Origin of the sequence: Microbacterium sp. GXS0129 (assembly GCF_044769785.1) — a bacterium.
GTDB classification, from domain to species: Bacteria; Actinomycetota; Actinomycetes; order Actinomycetales; family Microbacteriaceae; genus Microbacterium; species Microbacterium nymphoidis.
This window is the reverse complement of the sequence record NZ_JBIZVZ010000004.1, coordinates 95,554-110,601: the sequence shown is the minus strand read 5'-3', so window position 1 is coordinate 110,601 and position 15,048 is coordinate 95,554. Positions and strand designations below refer to the sequence as shown.

The window sequence follows — 15,048 nt, the reverse complement described above, 5'->3', positions numbered from 1 at the left end:
CCTGTGAAACCGTCGGACAGGCCAGATCTGTCCGCATCTGAACTCGTGAGGGGGTCTCGCATGGGGCGTGGCCGTCAGAAGGCGAAGCACACGAAGCTCGCCCGCGAACTGAAGTCGTTCAGCCCATCGGTGAACTACGCCGCGCTAGAGCGCGAGCTGGGTGCCGAGCACGACTCCGAGCCGGAGTACGTGGACAAGTGGGCGGACCAGTACGAAGACGAAGAGGAGGACGAACTCGAGAAGGCTTAGCCTTCCGTTCGTCCCTCGCCGAGTGGCGCTTGTGCTGAGCGTCCACTCGGCCTTTCGTGTTCCTGCCGCGCGTTGCGCGCCGCCCCATCTGTGGCACTGACGGCTCGGGCCTGAAGCGCAGCGCCGGGTGCAGGTGTCACCGGATCCGTCCGGTGCCCACGGATGCGCAACGCACCCGTCACGCATCCGGCGACGAGGAGCGTCCCGCCGCGCCAGGCGGGATTCAGTCCTCGGTGACCGGCGGCTTGTCCGACCAGGGGAACGCGATCCACCGGTCCGTGGTCTTCCACGTGTAATCGGGCTTGATCACCGAGGTCGGCTTGGTGAACAGCACGACGGAGCGCGCGTCCACGGCGAGCCGCTCGGCGGCGACGCCGTCGCCGTCCGCATCGACAGGGATGCCCTGCGTACGGATCATGCGCATGACCAGGTCGAGCGTCTTGCCCGAATCGGCGACGTCGTCGACGACCAGGACGCGCTTGCCCGGAAGCTCAGACGTGTCCATCAGGGGCGGAAGGATCACGGGTTCCACGAGGGTCTCCCCCACGCCGGTGTAGAACTCGACGTTGAGCGTACCCATGGCCTTGATACCCAGAGCGTAACCGAGCGCACCCGCCGGGAGCAGGCCGCCCCGAGCGATCGCGATGACTAGATCGGGCATCCATCCCGATGCCACCACGGTGCGGGCGAGGTCTCGCGCCGCCTCCCCGAATCCGTCCCACGTGAGGACTTCCAGTTCACGATCCGCCGCGACGTCGTCGAATGCCATAGATCAATCGTAGACGCCGCTCCGGTCAGCGGCCCAGTTCCGCCAGCCGCGCCGCGACGACGGCCCGGATCGCCTCCGGCGGCAGCGGGACGTCGAGGGCGAAGTGCAGCGAGCCCGTGGTCGACCCGATCACGCCGGGCAAGCCACCTCCGGCGAGCACCCGCGCCACCGTCTCGGATGAGTACGGATACACGCCGATGTGCTTGCGAGTGGACATGATGCTGATCACGCCTGCACCGTCGAGCGCCAGGGCTGGCATCGCGTACTTCAGCGTTTCCTCTGCGTCCGGTACCTGCTCGCGGGCGATGGCGTACGCGTCCCGGATGTACTCACGAACCGGAGCCGGCAGCGCCTCGACATAGTCACCCACTGTTCCCATGCGCCCATGCTCGCACGCCGGCGGGCGTTACGCTTCGATCATGGTCGCCGCTCGTCTGATCCGCCATCTCACCGGCCTCGATCCCAGCCGGGGGATCGTCTCCGGTCCCGGCGGGATCCACGCGTTCGAGGACGGAGTGCTGCGGCATTGGGATACCCGGGGTGACGTGCACGACCGCAACCTGGACGCACCGGGTGCCAGACTGCTCGCCGTCCACGGCGACACCGCCGTGCTCAGCGGCGGCGTCGACACGATCATCGCCCGTGCCGGAGCGGCGCCGGTCCACATTCCCGTGGGGGCGGATGCTGCCGTTGCGGTCGGCGATGGCTGGTTACTCACGGAACCTCGTGACCTCGATGAGACGGGGTGGTCGCAGTCCCACGCGATCATCTGGGTGGACGCGGCCGACCGGGTCCGGGCCGAGCACGCCGTGGACGTGTTCGGAGCCCGCCCGTCCGGCATCGCGCATCCCGCGGAGCGCGCGGCACTGATGGAGTTCCCGATGGGGCAAGACGGCACGCTCCTCGCAGCCGTTCGCGTGGTCTCGGACAACCTGGAGGTCACCGAACTTCTGCCCGCAGAGGATCCCGTCATCGGAGGCTTCTCCCCCGATGGCACCCGATTCCTGGTCCTTCCCTACCCGTCGGATCCGGAGACCGCGGCGATCGCCTCGTGGCCCTCGGGTGAGATCGTCGCGACGCTGAATGCGTCCGACCTCGAACTTCCGCAGGGCTTTGATCTCACCGGAGGCTACCTCGGCGCAGGTCACGTCCTGCTGCTGGCGACAGAGGCCTCTCCGGTGCTCGCAACAGCGGATCTGTCCGAGGCCGCCCCGATCGAGCTCCCCGGGTGGGAGGAGAGAGCGGGCGATGACGCGTGGATCTCACACGTGTTCCCCGTCGGCGACCACACGTTCGTGATCGGCGCCATGGAAGGGCGCGAGGCCCACGCCACACTGTGGCAGATCGACGGAGGGATCAGCCGCCGGGAACGGGCGGTAGTTCGATGATCTCGCCCACTCGCGTGTACCGGGGTCCGGCGAGACGCCCGATCGGGTGGACGCGGTCATACTGAATCCGGTCGCCGCCCCAGACGTCGTCGCGCACGTGCCAGCCGACGACCGTCCCCACCACGAAGCTCCCGCCCACTGCCGAGAACCGCATGATGCGATCGAGGCGGCACTCCATGGCGACCGGGACCTCGGCGAGCCGTGGCACCGCCACCGACACGCTCGGAGCGAGAGTGAGACCGAGGTGCTCGGCCTCGCCAACATCGGCGGTGAATCCTTCGGAGCTGGCGTGCACCTGCTCCAGCATCATGTCGTCGGCGATGTTCACGACGTACTCGCCGGTTGTCCGGATGTTGTGGAGCGTGTCCTTGTCACGCCGGGAACCGCCCACCGCACGCTGCTGGATGGTCACCCCGAGCATCGGCGGATCGACACTCACCCAGGTGAAGGCGCTGAAGGGCGCGAGGTTCACCGGGTCGGTCCCGGACGTGATCCAGGCGATGGGTCGCGGCATCACCGATCCCACGAGCATCCGATACCCGCCGCCGCGGGGAAGATCGGTCGCGTCGATGTACACGCAGGCCTGCTACTCGCGACGCGGGTCAGCTGGACTTCGACGCCTCGACCCAGCTGAGGTACTCGTCGGTGACGTCACCGGTGACATACTCCCCGTTGAAGCAGCTGAGGTCGAGCTGATCGATGTCGGAGCCTTCGAGGATCGCGTCACGGAGGTCGTCGACCTCCTGATACACGAGGTAGTCGCAGCCGAGCTCTTCGGCGATCTCCGGGATGGTGCGGCCGTGTGCGACCAGCTCCTGCCGTGACGGGATGTTGATGCCGTACACGTTGGGGTGTCGCACCGGCGGCGCCGCGGAGGCGAAGGTCACCGACGTGGCCCCGGCATCGCGGGCCATCTGGATGATCTCCTTGCTCGTCGTGCCGCGCACGATCGAGTCGTCGATGAGGAGGACGTTCTTGCCCGCGAACTCGCTGGGCATCGCGTTGAGCTTCTGGCGGACGCTCTTCTTGCGGACGGCCTGACCCGGCATGATGAACGTTCGTCCGACGTACCGGTTCTTGTAGAAGCCCTCGCGGTACTCGATGCCGAGCTTGCGCGCCACCTCCATGGCCGACGGGCGTGACGAGTCCGGGATCGGCATCACGACATCGATGAGCCCCTCCGGAACATGGCGGGCGATGGTGTCGGCCAGCTTGTCGCCCATCCGCAGACGCGACTCGTACACGGCGATGCCGTTCATGACCGAGTCGGGCCGCGCCAGGTAGACGTACTCGAAAGCGCATGGCGCGAGCTGCGTCTGCGTCGCGCACTGCTGGGAGGAGAGGTTGCCGTCCTGGTCGATGAAAACCGCTTCGCCCGGGGCGACGTCACGCACCACGTCGTAGTCGCCGTTGTCGAGCACGAGGGACTCGCTGGTGACCACCCACTCGTCCTGGTCTCCGGCGCGACGCTTGCCGAGGATGAGCGGCCGGATGCCGTAGGGGTCGCGGAACGCCAGCAGACCGTAGCCGGCGATCACGGCGATCGCCGCGTAGGACCCGCGGACGCGCTCGTGGACCCGGCTGACGGCATCGAAGATCTGCGTGGCGTCGAGCTCGGGGCCCGACTTGGTGTTCTGCAGCTCGCTGGCCAGCACGTTCACGAGCATCTCGGTGTCGCTGGAGGTGTTGAGGTGCCGACGGTCGCTCTGGAAGATCTCCTGTTCGAGCTCCCGCGTGTTGGTGAGGTTGCCGTTGTGCACCAGCACGATGCCGTAGGGCGCGTTCACATAGAACGGCTGCGCCTCCTGCTCGTTGCTCGCGGCGCCCATCGTGGCGTAGCGGACGTGCCCGAGGCCGACGTTGCCCAGCAGCGTGCGCATGTCGCGGGTGCGGAAGCCCTCACGCACCATGCCCTTCAGCTTGTGCACGTGCACGTGCCCGCCGCTCTCGGCGGTCGCGATGCCGGTGGAATCCTGGCCGCGGTGCTGCAGCAGCAGCAGCGCGTCGTAGATGTCCTGATTGACGGGGCCTGCTCCGACGACGCCGACGATGCCGCACATTTTCCGGGGGGTTCCTTACTTCGTGACTCAGCGGGCGTAGGAGCCGACCAGGCGCACCGCGCCTCCGTCGACGCCCTTGGCGCCCTGTTCGAACTCGCCCGCCGGGCGGTTCGTGGTGTGCACCGTTCCGACCTGCCAGGCGGCGATGCCGGTGGCCTCGATCGTACGGAGGGCCTCTGCGGCGCGTGATGCGTCCACGACGGCGAAGAAGCCGACACCGAGATTCCAGGTGCCCTCGGTGGATTCCAGCGAAGTGCCGGCGATCTCGTTGAGAACACGGAACACCGGGGACGGCGACCACGTGGAGCGGTCGACTTCCGCCCAGGACCCGAGCGGGAGGACGCGCGCGAGGTTCGCGGCGAGACCGCCACCGGTGACGTGGCTGAGCGCGTGAACGCCATCGCCGACGGCCTCGATGAGACCCAGGAGGGGGGTGGTGTAGAGGCGCGTGGGCTCGAGCAGCGCCTCGCCCCACGTGGTGCCGAGCTCGGCGGAGTTGTCACCGTAGGAGATGCCGGCACCGGTGATGATGTGGCGCACCAGCGAGTAGCCGTTGGAGTGCAGTCCCGACGAGGCGAGTGCGAGGATCACGTCGCCGTCGCGCACCCGTTCGGCACCGAGCACGCGATCGGCCTCGACCACGCCGGTGGCCGCACCGGCCATGTCGTAGTCGTCTGCACCGAGCAGCCCCGGGTGCTCCGCCGTCTCGCCGCCGACCAAAGCGGTGCCGGTGGCCGCGCACGCCTCGGCCACGCCGCGGACGATCTCCGCGATGCGCTCGGGGAAGACCTTGCCGCAGGCGATGTAGTCGGTCATGAACAGCGGCTTGGCGCCCACCACGACGATGTCGTCGACGACCATTCCGACCAGATCCTGACCGACGGTGTCGTGCTTGTCGATGGCCTGCGCGATGGCCACCTTGGTACCCACGCCATCGGTGGAGGTCGCCAGCAGGGGGCGACGGTAGCCGAGCAGAGCCGACGCATCGAACAGCCCGGCGAATCCGCCGACACCGCCCAGCACCTCGGGGCCGTGCGTGGCACGAACAGCCGACTTCATGAGTTCGACCGCGAGGTCTCCGGCAGCGGTGTCGACACCTGCTGCGGCGTAGGAGTTGGGGGCGGAGGACGAGGAGGATTCGGCGGTTTCTGCGGCCACGAGCCCAGTCTAACGGGAGGTGAACGCGCCGCGGACCGCGGGTGAGCGCCCCCGCGTGAGCTGTGCGCTCAGATGAGCGGCGCACTGTTCGGCGGCGCATGGCAGACTCCCCTCGGAGGACGAATGTCGATATTCACCAAGGCAGACTTGGCCGGCCTGTTCGATGATTCCGAGTACGGATTCGAGAAGTACACGGAGGCCGCCCCCACGGACGAGCTCGTGGCCGAGGTCGAAGCGGAACTGGGGTATCGGCTCCCCGCCGCGTACGTCGAACTCGCCCGCGTGCGAAACGGCGGCACCCTGGAGCGCAACTGCTTCCCCACCGCGGGCGTGCGCGTGTGGGCGGAGGATCACGTCGCCGTCACGGGCCTGTACGCCATCGGCCGGACGGCCACGTGGTCGTTGCTGGGCGACCTCGGCTCACCGTTCATGCAGGCGGAATGGGGCTACCCGGACATCGGCATCTGCTTCGCCGACACCCCGACCGCCGGTCACAGCGTGTTCATGTTCGACTACCGCGAGTGCGGTCCCCGGGGCGAGCCCGCGGTGGTGATCGTGGATCAGGAGGACGATTACCGCATCTCGTTCATCGCGCCGGACTTCCAGACCTTCATCCGCGGGCTGGTGCCCGAGGCGGAGTTCCTCGACAGCCCCGAAGAGACGCTCGCGGAGGAGCTCGAGACGGTGGAAAAGGGGTCGTTCTCGCCCATCGTGCAGCGCGGCATCGCCGCCCTCGGTCCGGTGCTGACGGACGCGGAAGCCACCATCCGCACCATCGGGCGGCGCATCGTGCGGGAGAAGGGCTTCTTCGCCCTGCATGCCGATGGCGAGTCGAACCTGATGTACTCGACGATGTTCCTGCTGTACTCGGCGCTGACCACGGCGACCTCGATGGACGACTTCCTCGACGAGGACCCGGAGGATCCCACCTACGACCACCCCTGCTACGTCATGATGATCCCGTCGTCCTACGTCCGGGAGCCGTATGGCTTCTCCACGGGCGGCTGGGCGCGCGACTTCGTCGTGGACTGGTGGAACCAGCAGGTGGAATCCGGAGCGATCGTCGAGACCGCGCGGGGCTATCGCTTCTCGCCCGAGACGGAGCGGTCGCTGGTGCGCCTGCTCAACGTCTACGCGATGTTGTGAGGGTCAGTCCTCGGTGAAGGTCTCGCGCTCGATGGTGACGGTGTGCGTGCGACGACCGACCACCTTGTCGAGGACGAGGGCGACGATCGCGCCGACAGCGACGCCGCACACGGCACAAAACAGCGCCAGGAAGCCGAAGACGGCACCCGGCGAGTAGGTCACGCCGATGGCGCTGGGCGTGCTACTGCCGTCGAACGCGAAGGTGAGGATGGCCGCGGTGATCAGGCCAAGTCCGCCGCCGAGCACCAGGAAGACACCGTACTTCGGGACCCGTCGGATGCGGGCCTCAGACACAGCAGGAGGAGTGCGATCGGCGGCCATGGCTCCATTGTGGCACCGTGCACCTGTGCGTTAGCTTCACCCTTTCGAGACGGTGCGTCCGCAAACGCCGGGAGGCGGGGGATCGCTCCCCCGCCTCCCGGTGCGCGCCACGGATCAGACCGCAGCGGCCACCAGCCGACGTCGCACGACCACGCCGGCACCGAGGGCGATGAGCCCGAGCGCAGCCCAGAGAAGGGCGGCGGGGGCCTCGGAGCCCGTCACGGCGAGCGACGCATCGGTCGACGAATCGCACGGAACCTCTGCACCGAGCGAGAACGAGAACGACACGGGGTCGAGCGCGTCACCGGCGTTGTAGAAGCCCATGAAAGCCGCGGCACCGGCAGCGGTCAGCGTTGCCGGGGCACCGCTCCAGCTGAGGCCGGACGAGCTCGCCGCGGACAGGTTGAGCGTGGCGAAGGCGACACCCGACTGATTCACCGCGGCCTTGCCGCCGTAGCCCGCCGACACCACATCGACGTACAGCGTCGCCGAGGAGGCGCCGGTGAGCACGACACGCGGATTCGACAGCGTCAGATCCAGCAGGCCGCTGTGGCCCGTGAAGCTGGCAGCACCCGCGTAGCTCACGCGGCCACGGGCGTCCGCGGCGTTGTAGGCGCCGGACGCCGAACCCCAGCCGATCGACGAGGAGCCCTTGGCGATCGGGCCGTTGATGTAGTTCACGAAGCTGGCCTTCACGCCCCACTCGAAGCTGCCACCGGTGATCTCCTGCGCGGTGCAGACCGGAGCGGCCGGGGTCGTCGTCCCCGGAGCGGGAGTGGGCTGAACCGCGGCGGCCACCGTGATGGTGGAGCGCTTCTCGATATCACCCGAGGTGGCGATCACCGTGTGCTCACCCGCCGGGAAATCGGCGGGCAGGGTACCGGTCACGCTGAACGCGCCCGCTTCATCCGCCGGGGCGGTGCCGAGGACGAACGGCTCGGAGTGGATGGTCACCGTGACCGGCGCTCCGACGGGGAAGCCGACGCCGGTGACGGTCAGCTCACCCCCGGGCTTGACCACGGTGGCGCCCACGCGGATGGCAGGCTCCAGCGCGACATCCTGGATCTCGACCGCAGCGAAGGCGTCGAGCGAACGGTTCGTGATCGACAGGCCGTGCGCGGCCGACGTCGCGAACTGGTAGCTCACCTTCGGATCGAACGTGCCCGCCGGCACCGTGAAGGTGGCGGTGAAGGAGCCGCCCGTGAGCTGCTGCGGCGTGATCCACTGCACGTCGAGCCAGCCGTCCTGCGGGAAGGCGCTCTTACCCTGCCACAGCGCGCTCTCACCGAGACCGATGTAGACACCGTTCGCCGCGGCCGCACCGGTGTAGCCGGTTCCGGTCACCGTGATGACGTTCTCGATGTTCGGATCGACGGCGCCCGCGGGCGACACGCTCAGTTCCGGACCGTCCGTGCTCGGCGCCGTCGGCGTCGGGGTCGGAGTGGGGGTCGGAGTCGGCTGGGGGGTGGAGCCGGACTTCACCGACACCGCGGTGCGGGTGTCGAGACTGCGGTCGGTGACCGATAGCCCATGCGCCGCGGATGTGCCCACGATGTACGACGTACCCGGCTGGAGAGCCCCAGCGGGAACCGTCAGCGTCGTGGTGAACGCGCCGTTGCTGAGCTGCCCGGGCATGACCCACGCGAAGGCCAGCCAGCCGTCGGCCGGGAAGGCGCCCGAGGTCCAGTTCGACGCCTCACCGAGACCGAGGTACACGCCGTTGGCCGCTCCCGCACCGGTGAAGCCGGTGCCGGAGACGGTGATGACGTTCTCGACGGCCGGGTCGAGCTCGGCGGACGGTGACAGGGTGACGTGTGGACCATCGGTCGGCGTCGTCGGAGTCGGCGTCGGCGTCGGGGTGGTCGGCGTCGGGGTCGGCTCCGGAGTGGATCCGGACTTCACCGACACCGCGGTGCGGGTGTCGAGGCTGCGGTCGGTGACCGACAGTCCGTGCGCGGCGGAGGTGCCGACGATGTAGGACGTGCCCACTTCGAGAGCACCGGCGGGAACTGTCAGCGTGGTCGTGAACGCACCATTCTTGAGCTGCCCGGGCATGACCCAGCCGAGGGAGATCCAGCCGTCTGCCGGGAACGCACCCGAGGTCCAGTTCGACGCCTCACCGAGGGCGAGGTACACACCGTTGGCCGCACCGGCACCGGTGAACCCGGTCCCGGAGACGGTGACCGTGTTCTCCACCGACGGGTCGAGGGGCGCCAGCGGCGTGAGGAGCACGGTGGGCTTGGTTCCCGGCGTCGTCGGCTTGGTCGGCGTCGGCGTCGGGGTGGGCGTCGTGACGGTCTTCACCGTGACGGGCGTGCGTGTGTCGAGGGTGCGGTCGCTGACCGACAGTCCGTGGGCGGCGGAGGTGCCGACGATGTAGGACGTGCCCGACCGGAGGACCCCGGCCGGAACCGTCAGCGTGGTCGTGAATGCACCGTTCTTCAGCTGGGCCGGCATCACCCAGCCGAGCGACACCCAGCCATCGGCCGGGAACGCACCCGAGGTCCAGTTCGACGCCTCACCGAGGGCGAGGTACACACCGTTGGCCGCACCGGCACCGGTGAAACCGGTCCCGGAGACGGTGACCGTGTTCTCCACCGACGGGTCAAGGTCAGAGGACGGCGTCACCGTCACACGCGGCTTCGCCGCGGGCTGGGTCGGCGTGGCCGTCGGGGTGGGAGCCGGAGTCGAGGTGACCGTCGGGGTGGGAGTCGGGGTCGATGTGGGAGTCGGAGTCGGCGTGGGTTCCGGCGCCTTCGCCCCGCGATAGTCCACGGCGACGGACAGTTCCTGCGACGCGTTCACCACACCGCCGGCCGCGTAGGAGTAGACGCCCCAGGCACCCCCGGCGAGCGCGGTGTCGAACTTCTGGGCGGTCAGGGTGAGGGTGAATTCACCCGTCGAGGAGACGATCGCCGCCTGGCCCGCGACGGCTGACTTGTACTGGGCGGGGACGCTGTCGAGGACGGCCTGGGACATCGCCCAGCGCTGATCGGCGATCTTGCGCGCGCTGGAAGGCGCGGACGCGGACGGCTTCCAGTCGGCGAGGAAGGATCCGAGGACCACATAGGTGCCCTGCGGACCCACCGGCAGCGGTGCACCTCGTCCGCCGACGTTGCCCTGGGGGTCGAAGCCGCTGCCGCGGACGACGAGTGCATCGCCGTCGTACAGGGGCTGGCCGGTGTACGGCGTGGTGCCGTCGGCGAGGAACACCGAGAGCTTCGGTTCGTAGACCGGCGTGACCGGCTTCGCCGTCACCGTGATACTGGCGCTGCCGGAGTCGGATGCGAGGAACTCGGCCGGGTTCTCCGGCTCGAAGGACGCGGTGAAGGAGTGCGTCCCGACCGCCGGAGAGACGGTGAAGGTGGCGCCCCCGTCGCTGACCGCGGTGCTCTGTCCGTCGCTGAGGGTCACGGTGCCGGCAGCAGCCGGGGTGACCGTGGCGGTGAGCGTCGCGCTGGAGCCCTCGACGATCGAGTCAGCGCTCGCCACAAGCGCTGTCTGCGTGGCCTGGGCGGCCTTCGGGAACAGCGCATCCCAGTCGATCGTCACATCGGTGCGCGAGTACAGGGTCGCGGCCGTCGGAAGCGAACGGGACGGCCAGGTGATGACCTCATACGCCTGCGTGCGGTCCAGCTTCGCGGCCTCCTGGCTGAGCGTGCCGGAGAAGGTGCCGTCCGGGGCGATGTCCGCGGAGATGTTCGGCACGGCGCCGCCCATGTCGATGCTCGCGAGGTCCGAGCCCGCCACGATGAGCGCGGCATACAGGTGCGGCGATGCCTGCCCCGGCAGCGCCTTGACGTCCTCGTAGCCCGTACCGGACACCTGCACGTCGACGCGTGTGTCGGGGACCTCGGTGGCCACGGCGGTGAGCGTGCGGTTGCCCACTGCGGCCGCCGCGGGGGTGGCGAGACCGATGACGGCGGCGGCAGCCACCATTGCGCCGGTCAGCGCTGTTGCGAGCGCCCGCTGTACGGACACCCTTCTCCTGGTCTTCACGTCAGGACCTTCCTCTTCTGGTGCACCTGCGTGCTGCGCGCAGGAGTCGGGGGTAATCATCAGACTTTTGTTAGCCTAACCTAACTTCTACGCGGAGCGAAGCCGGGTCTCAGGCATCACGCCGCGGCAGAATGATGGGACGGCCCGTATCGGGATCCGCCATCACGCGCACAGGAGCGCCGTAGACCTCGGCCACGCGCTCGGCGGTGAGCACCTCATGCGCGCTGCCGTGGGCGACGATCGATCCACCCGCGAGCATCGCCACCTCATCGGCGTAGGCGGCCGCCACCGAAAGATCGTGCAACACCACCACCACTGCGCGGCCCGCCGCGGCCAGATCCCGCGCGAGACGCAGCACATCCTCCTGGTGTCGCAGATCCAGCGCCGCGGTGGGCTCATCGAGCAACACGATCGCGGTGTGCTGCGCCAGCACTCGCGCCAGCGAAACACGCGCCTTCTCGCCGCCGGACAGGGCGGGGAACGGCCGATCGACGAGATGCACGGCATCGACACGGGCCACGGCCTCATCGATGATCGGGCCGTCGGCAGCGGACGCCGGCCACGGCGCGCGTCCCATCTCGACCACTTCGCGTGCGGTGAAGGAGAAGGTCACCTGGTTCGACTGCGTGAGCACGGCACGCTTCTGCGCCAGCTCCTTCGCCGTCCAGGCGCTGAGCGGGCGGTCATCGAGCAGGACCTCCCCCGCGTGCGGGCGGACGTCGCCGGTGAGGACGCCCAGCAGCGTCGACTTGCCCGCGCCGTTGGGTCCCACCAGCGCCAGCACCCGCCCGTAGGCGACGTCCAGATCCACGCCGTCCAGCACGGCGGAACCGCCGAGCAGCACACGAACGCCGCGTACCGTAATCGCGTTCATGCCCAGCCTCCCGCCCGGCGGCGGTTCCGGCGGATGAGCCAGTAGAAGAACGGACCGCCGACGAGAGAGGTGAGCACGCCGATCGGCAGGTCGGTGGCGGGCACCAGGGTGCGGGCGAGCAGGTCGGCCAGCACGAGGAGCGCAGCGCCGAGCAGCGCCGACGCACCGATCAGCAGCCGATTGGACGGGCCGAGGATCATTCGCACGATGTGGGGGACGACGAGACCGACGAAGGAGATGATGCCGACGAAGGCCACCGCGGCGCCCGTGAGCAGTGCCACCAGCACGATGGAGAGGATGCGCAGTCGCTCGACGCGGACGCCGAGGTGAGCCGCGGTGCGGTCGCCCAGCGCGAGCAGGTCGTACTGGCGCGCCAGCAGGAGTGCGGCGATCACCGCGGCACCGCCGACCAGCGCAGAGACTCCCACCTCGCCCCAACGCGACCCGTTCATCGATCCGAGCTGCCAGAACACGATCTGCTCGCGCGATCCGGAATCCCCCACCGTCATCAGCAGCGCGAGCCCGGCGCCGGCGAACGCGTTCACCGCGATGCCGGTGAGCACAAGGGTCACCGACTCGGTGCGCCCCTGCGCGCGTGCGGTCGAGTACACCACGAAGGTGGCGACGAGGCCGCCGGCGAATGCGAAGACCGCCGTGGTCCACCCGCCGAGGAACGTCAGGCCGAAGGCGATCGACGCCGCCGCTCCGAGCGCTGCCCCGGACGAGACGCCGACCACACCGGGCTCGGCCAGCGGGTTGGCGAACACCGCCTGCATGACCGCACCGGCGACGGCGAGCAATGCGCCCACGAGCAGCGACATCGCCACGCGTGGAAGGCGGATCTGCCACAGCGTCTGCTCGATGAGGGCGTCCTCCGGCGCCCACCCATTGGGCAGCCCCACGGCGCGAAGCAGCGAGCCGATCACGTCGGCGGGGCCGATGGCGAGCTGCCCGAGACCGGCCGAGAGCACGATTCCCGCGAGCAGCAGCGCTGCCGACGCCGTGAACAGGACGACGGTCCGAGACCGCCGACGCGCAGCCGGCCCTGGAGCGGTCACGGTACGTCCGGCGCGTAGATCGCCCGCGCCAGCGCATCCAGCACCTCGGCGGAGCGCGGCCCGAAGGAGAGGATCTCCCCGTCGGCCATGTCCACGATGCGCCGGTGCTGACCGGCCCGCGTGAGCGCGATGGCGGGTTTGGCCTGCAGCAGCCCGTCGACACCGCCCACCGAATCCAGGCCGCTCGTCATCACGAGGATCAGGTCGGGGTCGGCGGAGACCATCGCTTCATCGGTCAGCGGCCGCATGCCGCCCCAGCCGAGCTCGCCCGCGACATCCACACCCCCGAGAGCCTCGATGAGCTGGTCGGCACCCGACTCGGATCCGAAGAGGTAGTAGACCCCGGACGATCCGCGCAGATAGAGGAAGACCATGCGGAGCCGATCCCCCTCGGCTTGCGGCGCCAGGGTCGTGATGTCGGCCCGTGTGGCCGCGAGCGCATCGGCCGTGCGCTGCGCGAGGGCTTCGCCCGCCGCCGTCGCCCCGTACACCGCCGCCACGGCGCGCGCCATGTCGATCGCGCCGTCGTAAGAAGCGGTGTCCTCGATGAAGACCACCGGGATTCCGACGTCGCGCAGTTGCGTCACCACGTCGTTCGGACCGATCGAGCCGTCGGTGATCACGAGCGTGGGCCGGAGGGCGATGACGGCCTCGGTGTTGATCGTGTGGCCGCTGCCGGTGATCACCGGCAGGTCCTCGACGCCGGGGAAGGTGGAGGAGATGTCACGCCCGACGAGGGTGTCACCGAAGCCCAGGCCCCACACCGTGGCGGCGATGGATCCGGCGATGTCCATCGCGATGACCCGGGAGGTGTCGGCGACGGTCACGTCCACGTCGCCGGATCGGTCGTGCGAGACGACCGTGGCCGGCAGGGACTGCGCAGGAGCTTCCGCGACCGGCTCGATCGCCGCGCCGAGTAGGTGGGCCGTGCTGGCACCCTCGTACGCCTTCGGGTCGGCGAGCGGGGTCAGCTCCGCCAGCGGCACACGCTCTGCCGCGACGCCGGCCGCAGGTGCACCGGTGTCGCTACCCGAAGCGGGGGTGCACGCAGCGAGGGAGAGTGCCAGCACGGCGGCCGCGAGGACGGAGGTGAGACGACGCATCAGCGCTGATCGTCCGCGTGCGCGGACTCCGTTGCGCGCCGGCGCACAAGGAGGGTGGTTCCCGCCGCCGCAAGCACGACGATGACCCCACCGCCTCCGATCGCCCAGGGCACCCAGCCGGTGCCCGTGCCCGTGCCCGCGGCGGCCGTCGCGGGCGTGGCCGCCTGGGTGTCGCCCGTCGGGGCGTCTGCCGCTGCGCTCGCCTCCGCCGTGGGGGCCCCGGTTTCCGCCGGAGCGCACGTGGCGTGCATGGTGAGGGAGATGGGATCGAATGCGGTACCGGCTTCGTAGTTGCCGAACGCAGCGAACCCCTCCGCCGTGATCGCGGTGGGCAGGTCGGTACCCGTGATCGTCACATCCTCGCCGGTGCGAGTGACGGTGGCGGCGGAGAGGTCGATGTCCACGAACGGCACCTGAGCGCTCGTGTGCACGGTGCTGTCCCCGGCGAGCGCCTGGTCCATCGGGACGCTGGAAATGTCCAGCAGGAGTCGCGCGGTGCCCGCACTCGTGAACTGCACGGTGGGCACGGAGACGCTGGTCTGCAGCAGACCCTCGTGTCCGGTGAAGCGAATCGCGCCGGGGAAGGAGACCGTGCCGGTGGCGGTGGCGGGCTGATACTCGCCCGTGCCTCCGGTGAAGCTGAAGCTCGGGGTGGAGTAGCTGGCGCCTCCGTCGGTCTGCCACTCGCCGTTGGCGATCGTGCCGGAGATGTACGAGCGGAACGACTCCTTGAAGCCCCACGTGAGGTCCGCGGCATCGACCGAACACACGTTCGCGGTGACGGCCGCCGCGGGAGCAGCGGGGACCGTGGCGGCCGCGCCCACTCCGAGGGCGGCCACGACGACGAGCACGGGAGCGGCAAGCTTCCCGGTGATGCGAGGGCGCGAGAGAACAGCGGCGAACGGGCGCATGACGACTCCGAA

The 15,048-nt window shown here is 69.4% G+C and carries 14 protein-coding genes; 3 read left to right on the top strand and 11 right to left on the bottom strand.

Going from position 1 to position 15,048, the window contains the following annotated elements; all coding sequences use genetic code 11:
* Nucleotides 1–60 precede the first annotated feature (60 nt).
* Nucleotides 61–249 (top strand): DUF3073 domain-containing protein, encoded by a 189-nt coding sequence (locus ACIQJ5_RS12950; protein ID WP_231092902.1) that lies wholly within the window; start codon nucleotides 61–63, stop codon nucleotides 247–249.
* Between the two features lie 223 nt (nucleotides 250–472).
* On the opposite strand, the gene ACIQJ5_RS12945 is transcribed toward ACIQJ5_RS12950, so the two are convergent.
* Together ACIQJ5_RS12945 and ACIQJ5_RS12940 are read right to left on the bottom strand one after the other, a co-directional pair.
* A complete protein-coding gene (locus ACIQJ5_RS12945) occupies nucleotides 473–1,018 on the bottom strand; it encodes a phosphoribosyltransferase (protein ID WP_231092903.1) in 546 nt (181 codons plus the stop codon).
* 25 nt (nucleotides 1,019–1,043) lie between these two features.
* On the bottom strand, nucleotides 1,044–1,397 hold the full coding sequence (locus ACIQJ5_RS12940) for an iron chaperone (protein WP_231092904.1): 354 nt from the start codon (nucleotides 1,395–1,397) through the stop codon (nucleotides 1,044–1,046).
* 40 nt (nucleotides 1,398–1,437) lie between these two features.
* Here ACIQJ5_RS12940 and ACIQJ5_RS12935 point away from each other — a divergent pair, with 40 nt between their 5' ends.
* Nucleotides 1,438–2,406, top strand: a complete 969-nt coding sequence (locus ACIQJ5_RS12935; protein ID WP_231092905.1) for a hypothetical protein — start codon at nucleotides 1,438–1,440, stop codon at nucleotides 2,404–2,406.
* Here the strand turns inward: ACIQJ5_RS12935 and ACIQJ5_RS12930 are convergent.
* From ACIQJ5_RS12930 to purM, 3 genes are read right to left on the bottom strand one after another with little or no spacing between them, the layout of a single operon-like run.
* Nucleotides 2,375–2,983: a flavin reductase family protein gene (locus ACIQJ5_RS12930; RefSeq protein ID WP_231092906.1), complete on the bottom strand. Its 609-nt coding sequence runs from the start codon at nucleotides 2,981–2,983 to the stop codon at nucleotides 2,375–2,377. The two genes, ACIQJ5_RS12935 and ACIQJ5_RS12930, sit on opposite strands and share 32 nt — an antisense overlap.
* 25 nt (nucleotides 2,984–3,008) lie before the next feature.
* Nucleotides 3,009–4,466, bottom strand: coding sequence for an amidophosphoribosyltransferase (gene purF / locus ACIQJ5_RS12925; RefSeq protein WP_402844573.1), 1,458 nt, complete (start codon nucleotides 4,464–4,466; stop codon nucleotides 3,009–3,011).
* A gap of 27 nt (nucleotides 4,467–4,493) precedes the next feature.
* Entirely contained in the window at nucleotides 4,494–5,624 is a 1,131-nt protein-coding gene (gene purM / locus ACIQJ5_RS12920) for a phosphoribosylformylglycinamidine cyclo-ligase (RefSeq protein WP_402844571.1), read from the bottom strand.
* A gap of 123 nt (nucleotides 5,625–5,747) precedes the next feature.
* Between purM and ACIQJ5_RS12915 the strand changes: the two genes are divergently transcribed.
* Nucleotides 5,748–6,770, top strand: coding sequence for an SMI1/KNR4 family protein (locus tag ACIQJ5_RS12915; RefSeq protein ID WP_402844569.1), 1,023 nt, complete (start codon nucleotides 5,748–5,750; stop codon nucleotides 6,768–6,770).
* 3 nt (nucleotides 6,771–6,773) lie between these two features.
* Here the strand turns inward: ACIQJ5_RS12915 and ACIQJ5_RS12910 are convergent, their stop codons facing one another.
* The 6 genes from ACIQJ5_RS12910 to ACIQJ5_RS12885 form a co-directional block, all read right to left on the bottom strand.
* Nucleotides 6,774–7,091, bottom strand: coding sequence for a potassium transporter Trk (locus ACIQJ5_RS12910; RefSeq protein WP_231092910.1), 318 nt, complete (start codon nucleotides 7,089–7,091; stop codon nucleotides 6,774–6,776).
* Between the two features lie 114 nt (nucleotides 7,092–7,205).
* Nucleotides 7,206–11,072, bottom strand: a complete 3,867-nt coding sequence (locus ACIQJ5_RS12905) for an HtaA domain-containing protein (RefSeq protein ID WP_402844564.1) — start codon at nucleotides 11,070–11,072, stop codon at nucleotides 7,206–7,208.
* Between the two features lie 127 nt (nucleotides 11,073–11,199).
* On the bottom strand, nucleotides 11,200–11,964 hold the full coding sequence (locus ACIQJ5_RS12900) for a heme ABC transporter ATP-binding protein (RefSeq protein WP_402844561.1): 765 nt from the start codon (nucleotides 11,962–11,964) through the stop codon (nucleotides 11,200–11,202).
* Complete coding sequence (locus ACIQJ5_RS12895; protein ID WP_402844558.1) at nucleotides 11,961–13,022, bottom strand: FecCD family ABC transporter permease; 1,062 nt, start codon at nucleotides 13,020–13,022, stop codon at nucleotides 11,961–11,963. The genes ACIQJ5_RS12900 and ACIQJ5_RS12895 overlap by 4 nt, the downstream gene beginning before the upstream one ends.
* Complete coding sequence (locus ACIQJ5_RS12890; protein ID WP_402844555.1) at nucleotides 13,019–14,125, bottom strand: hemin ABC transporter substrate-binding protein; 1,107 nt, start codon at nucleotides 14,123–14,125, stop codon at nucleotides 13,019–13,021. Before ACIQJ5_RS12890 ends, ACIQJ5_RS12895 begins: the two co-directional genes overlap by 4 nt.
* Nucleotides 14,125–15,036 (bottom strand): HtaA domain-containing protein, encoded by a 912-nt coding sequence (locus ACIQJ5_RS12885; protein WP_402844552.1) that lies wholly within the window; start codon nucleotides 15,034–15,036, stop codon nucleotides 14,125–14,127. Before ACIQJ5_RS12885 ends, ACIQJ5_RS12890 begins: the two co-directional genes overlap by 1 nt.
* Nucleotides 15,037–15,048 lie beyond the last annotated feature (12 nt).

Bases quoted from the DNA above. Each gene is read 5' to 3' on its own strand.
- ACIQJ5_RS12910 (WP_231092910.1), bottom strand. From the start codon at position 7,091: ATGGCCGCCGATCGCACTCCTCCTGCTGTGTCTGAGGCCCGCATCCGA.
- ACIQJ5_RS12945 (WP_231092903.1), bottom strand. From the start codon at position 1,018: ATGGCATTCGACGACGTCGCGGCGGATCGTGAACTGGAAGTCCTCACG.
- ACIQJ5_RS12935 (WP_231092905.1), top strand. From the start codon at position 1,438: ATGGTCGCCGCTCGTCTGATCCGCCATCTCACCGGCCTCGATCCCAGC.
- ACIQJ5_RS12950 (WP_231092902.1), top strand. From the start codon at position 61: ATGGGGCGTGGCCGTCAGAAGGCGAAGCACACGAAGCTCGCCCGCGAA.
- ACIQJ5_RS12885 (WP_402844552.1), bottom strand. From the start codon at position 15,036: ATGCGCCCGTTCGCCGCTGTTCTCTCGCGCCCTCGCATCACCGGGAAG.
- ACIQJ5_RS12940 (WP_231092904.1), bottom strand. From the start codon at position 1,397: ATGGGAACAGTGGGTGACTATGTCGAGGCGCTGCCGGCTCCGGTTCGT.
- ACIQJ5_RS12900 (WP_402844561.1), bottom strand. From the start codon at position 11,964: ATGAACGCGATTACGGTACGCGGCGTTCGTGTGCTGCTCGGCGGTTCC.
- ACIQJ5_RS12890 (WP_402844555.1), bottom strand. From the start codon at position 14,125: ATGCGTCGTCTCACCTCCGTCCTCGCGGCCGCCGTGCTGGCACTCTCC.
- purF (WP_402844573.1), bottom strand. From the start codon at position 4,466: ATGTGCGGCATCGTCGGCGTCGTCGGAGCAGGCCCCGTCAATCAGGAC.
- ACIQJ5_RS12915 (WP_402844569.1), top strand. From the start codon at position 5,748: ATGTCGATATTCACCAAGGCAGACTTGGCCGGCCTGTTCGATGATTCC.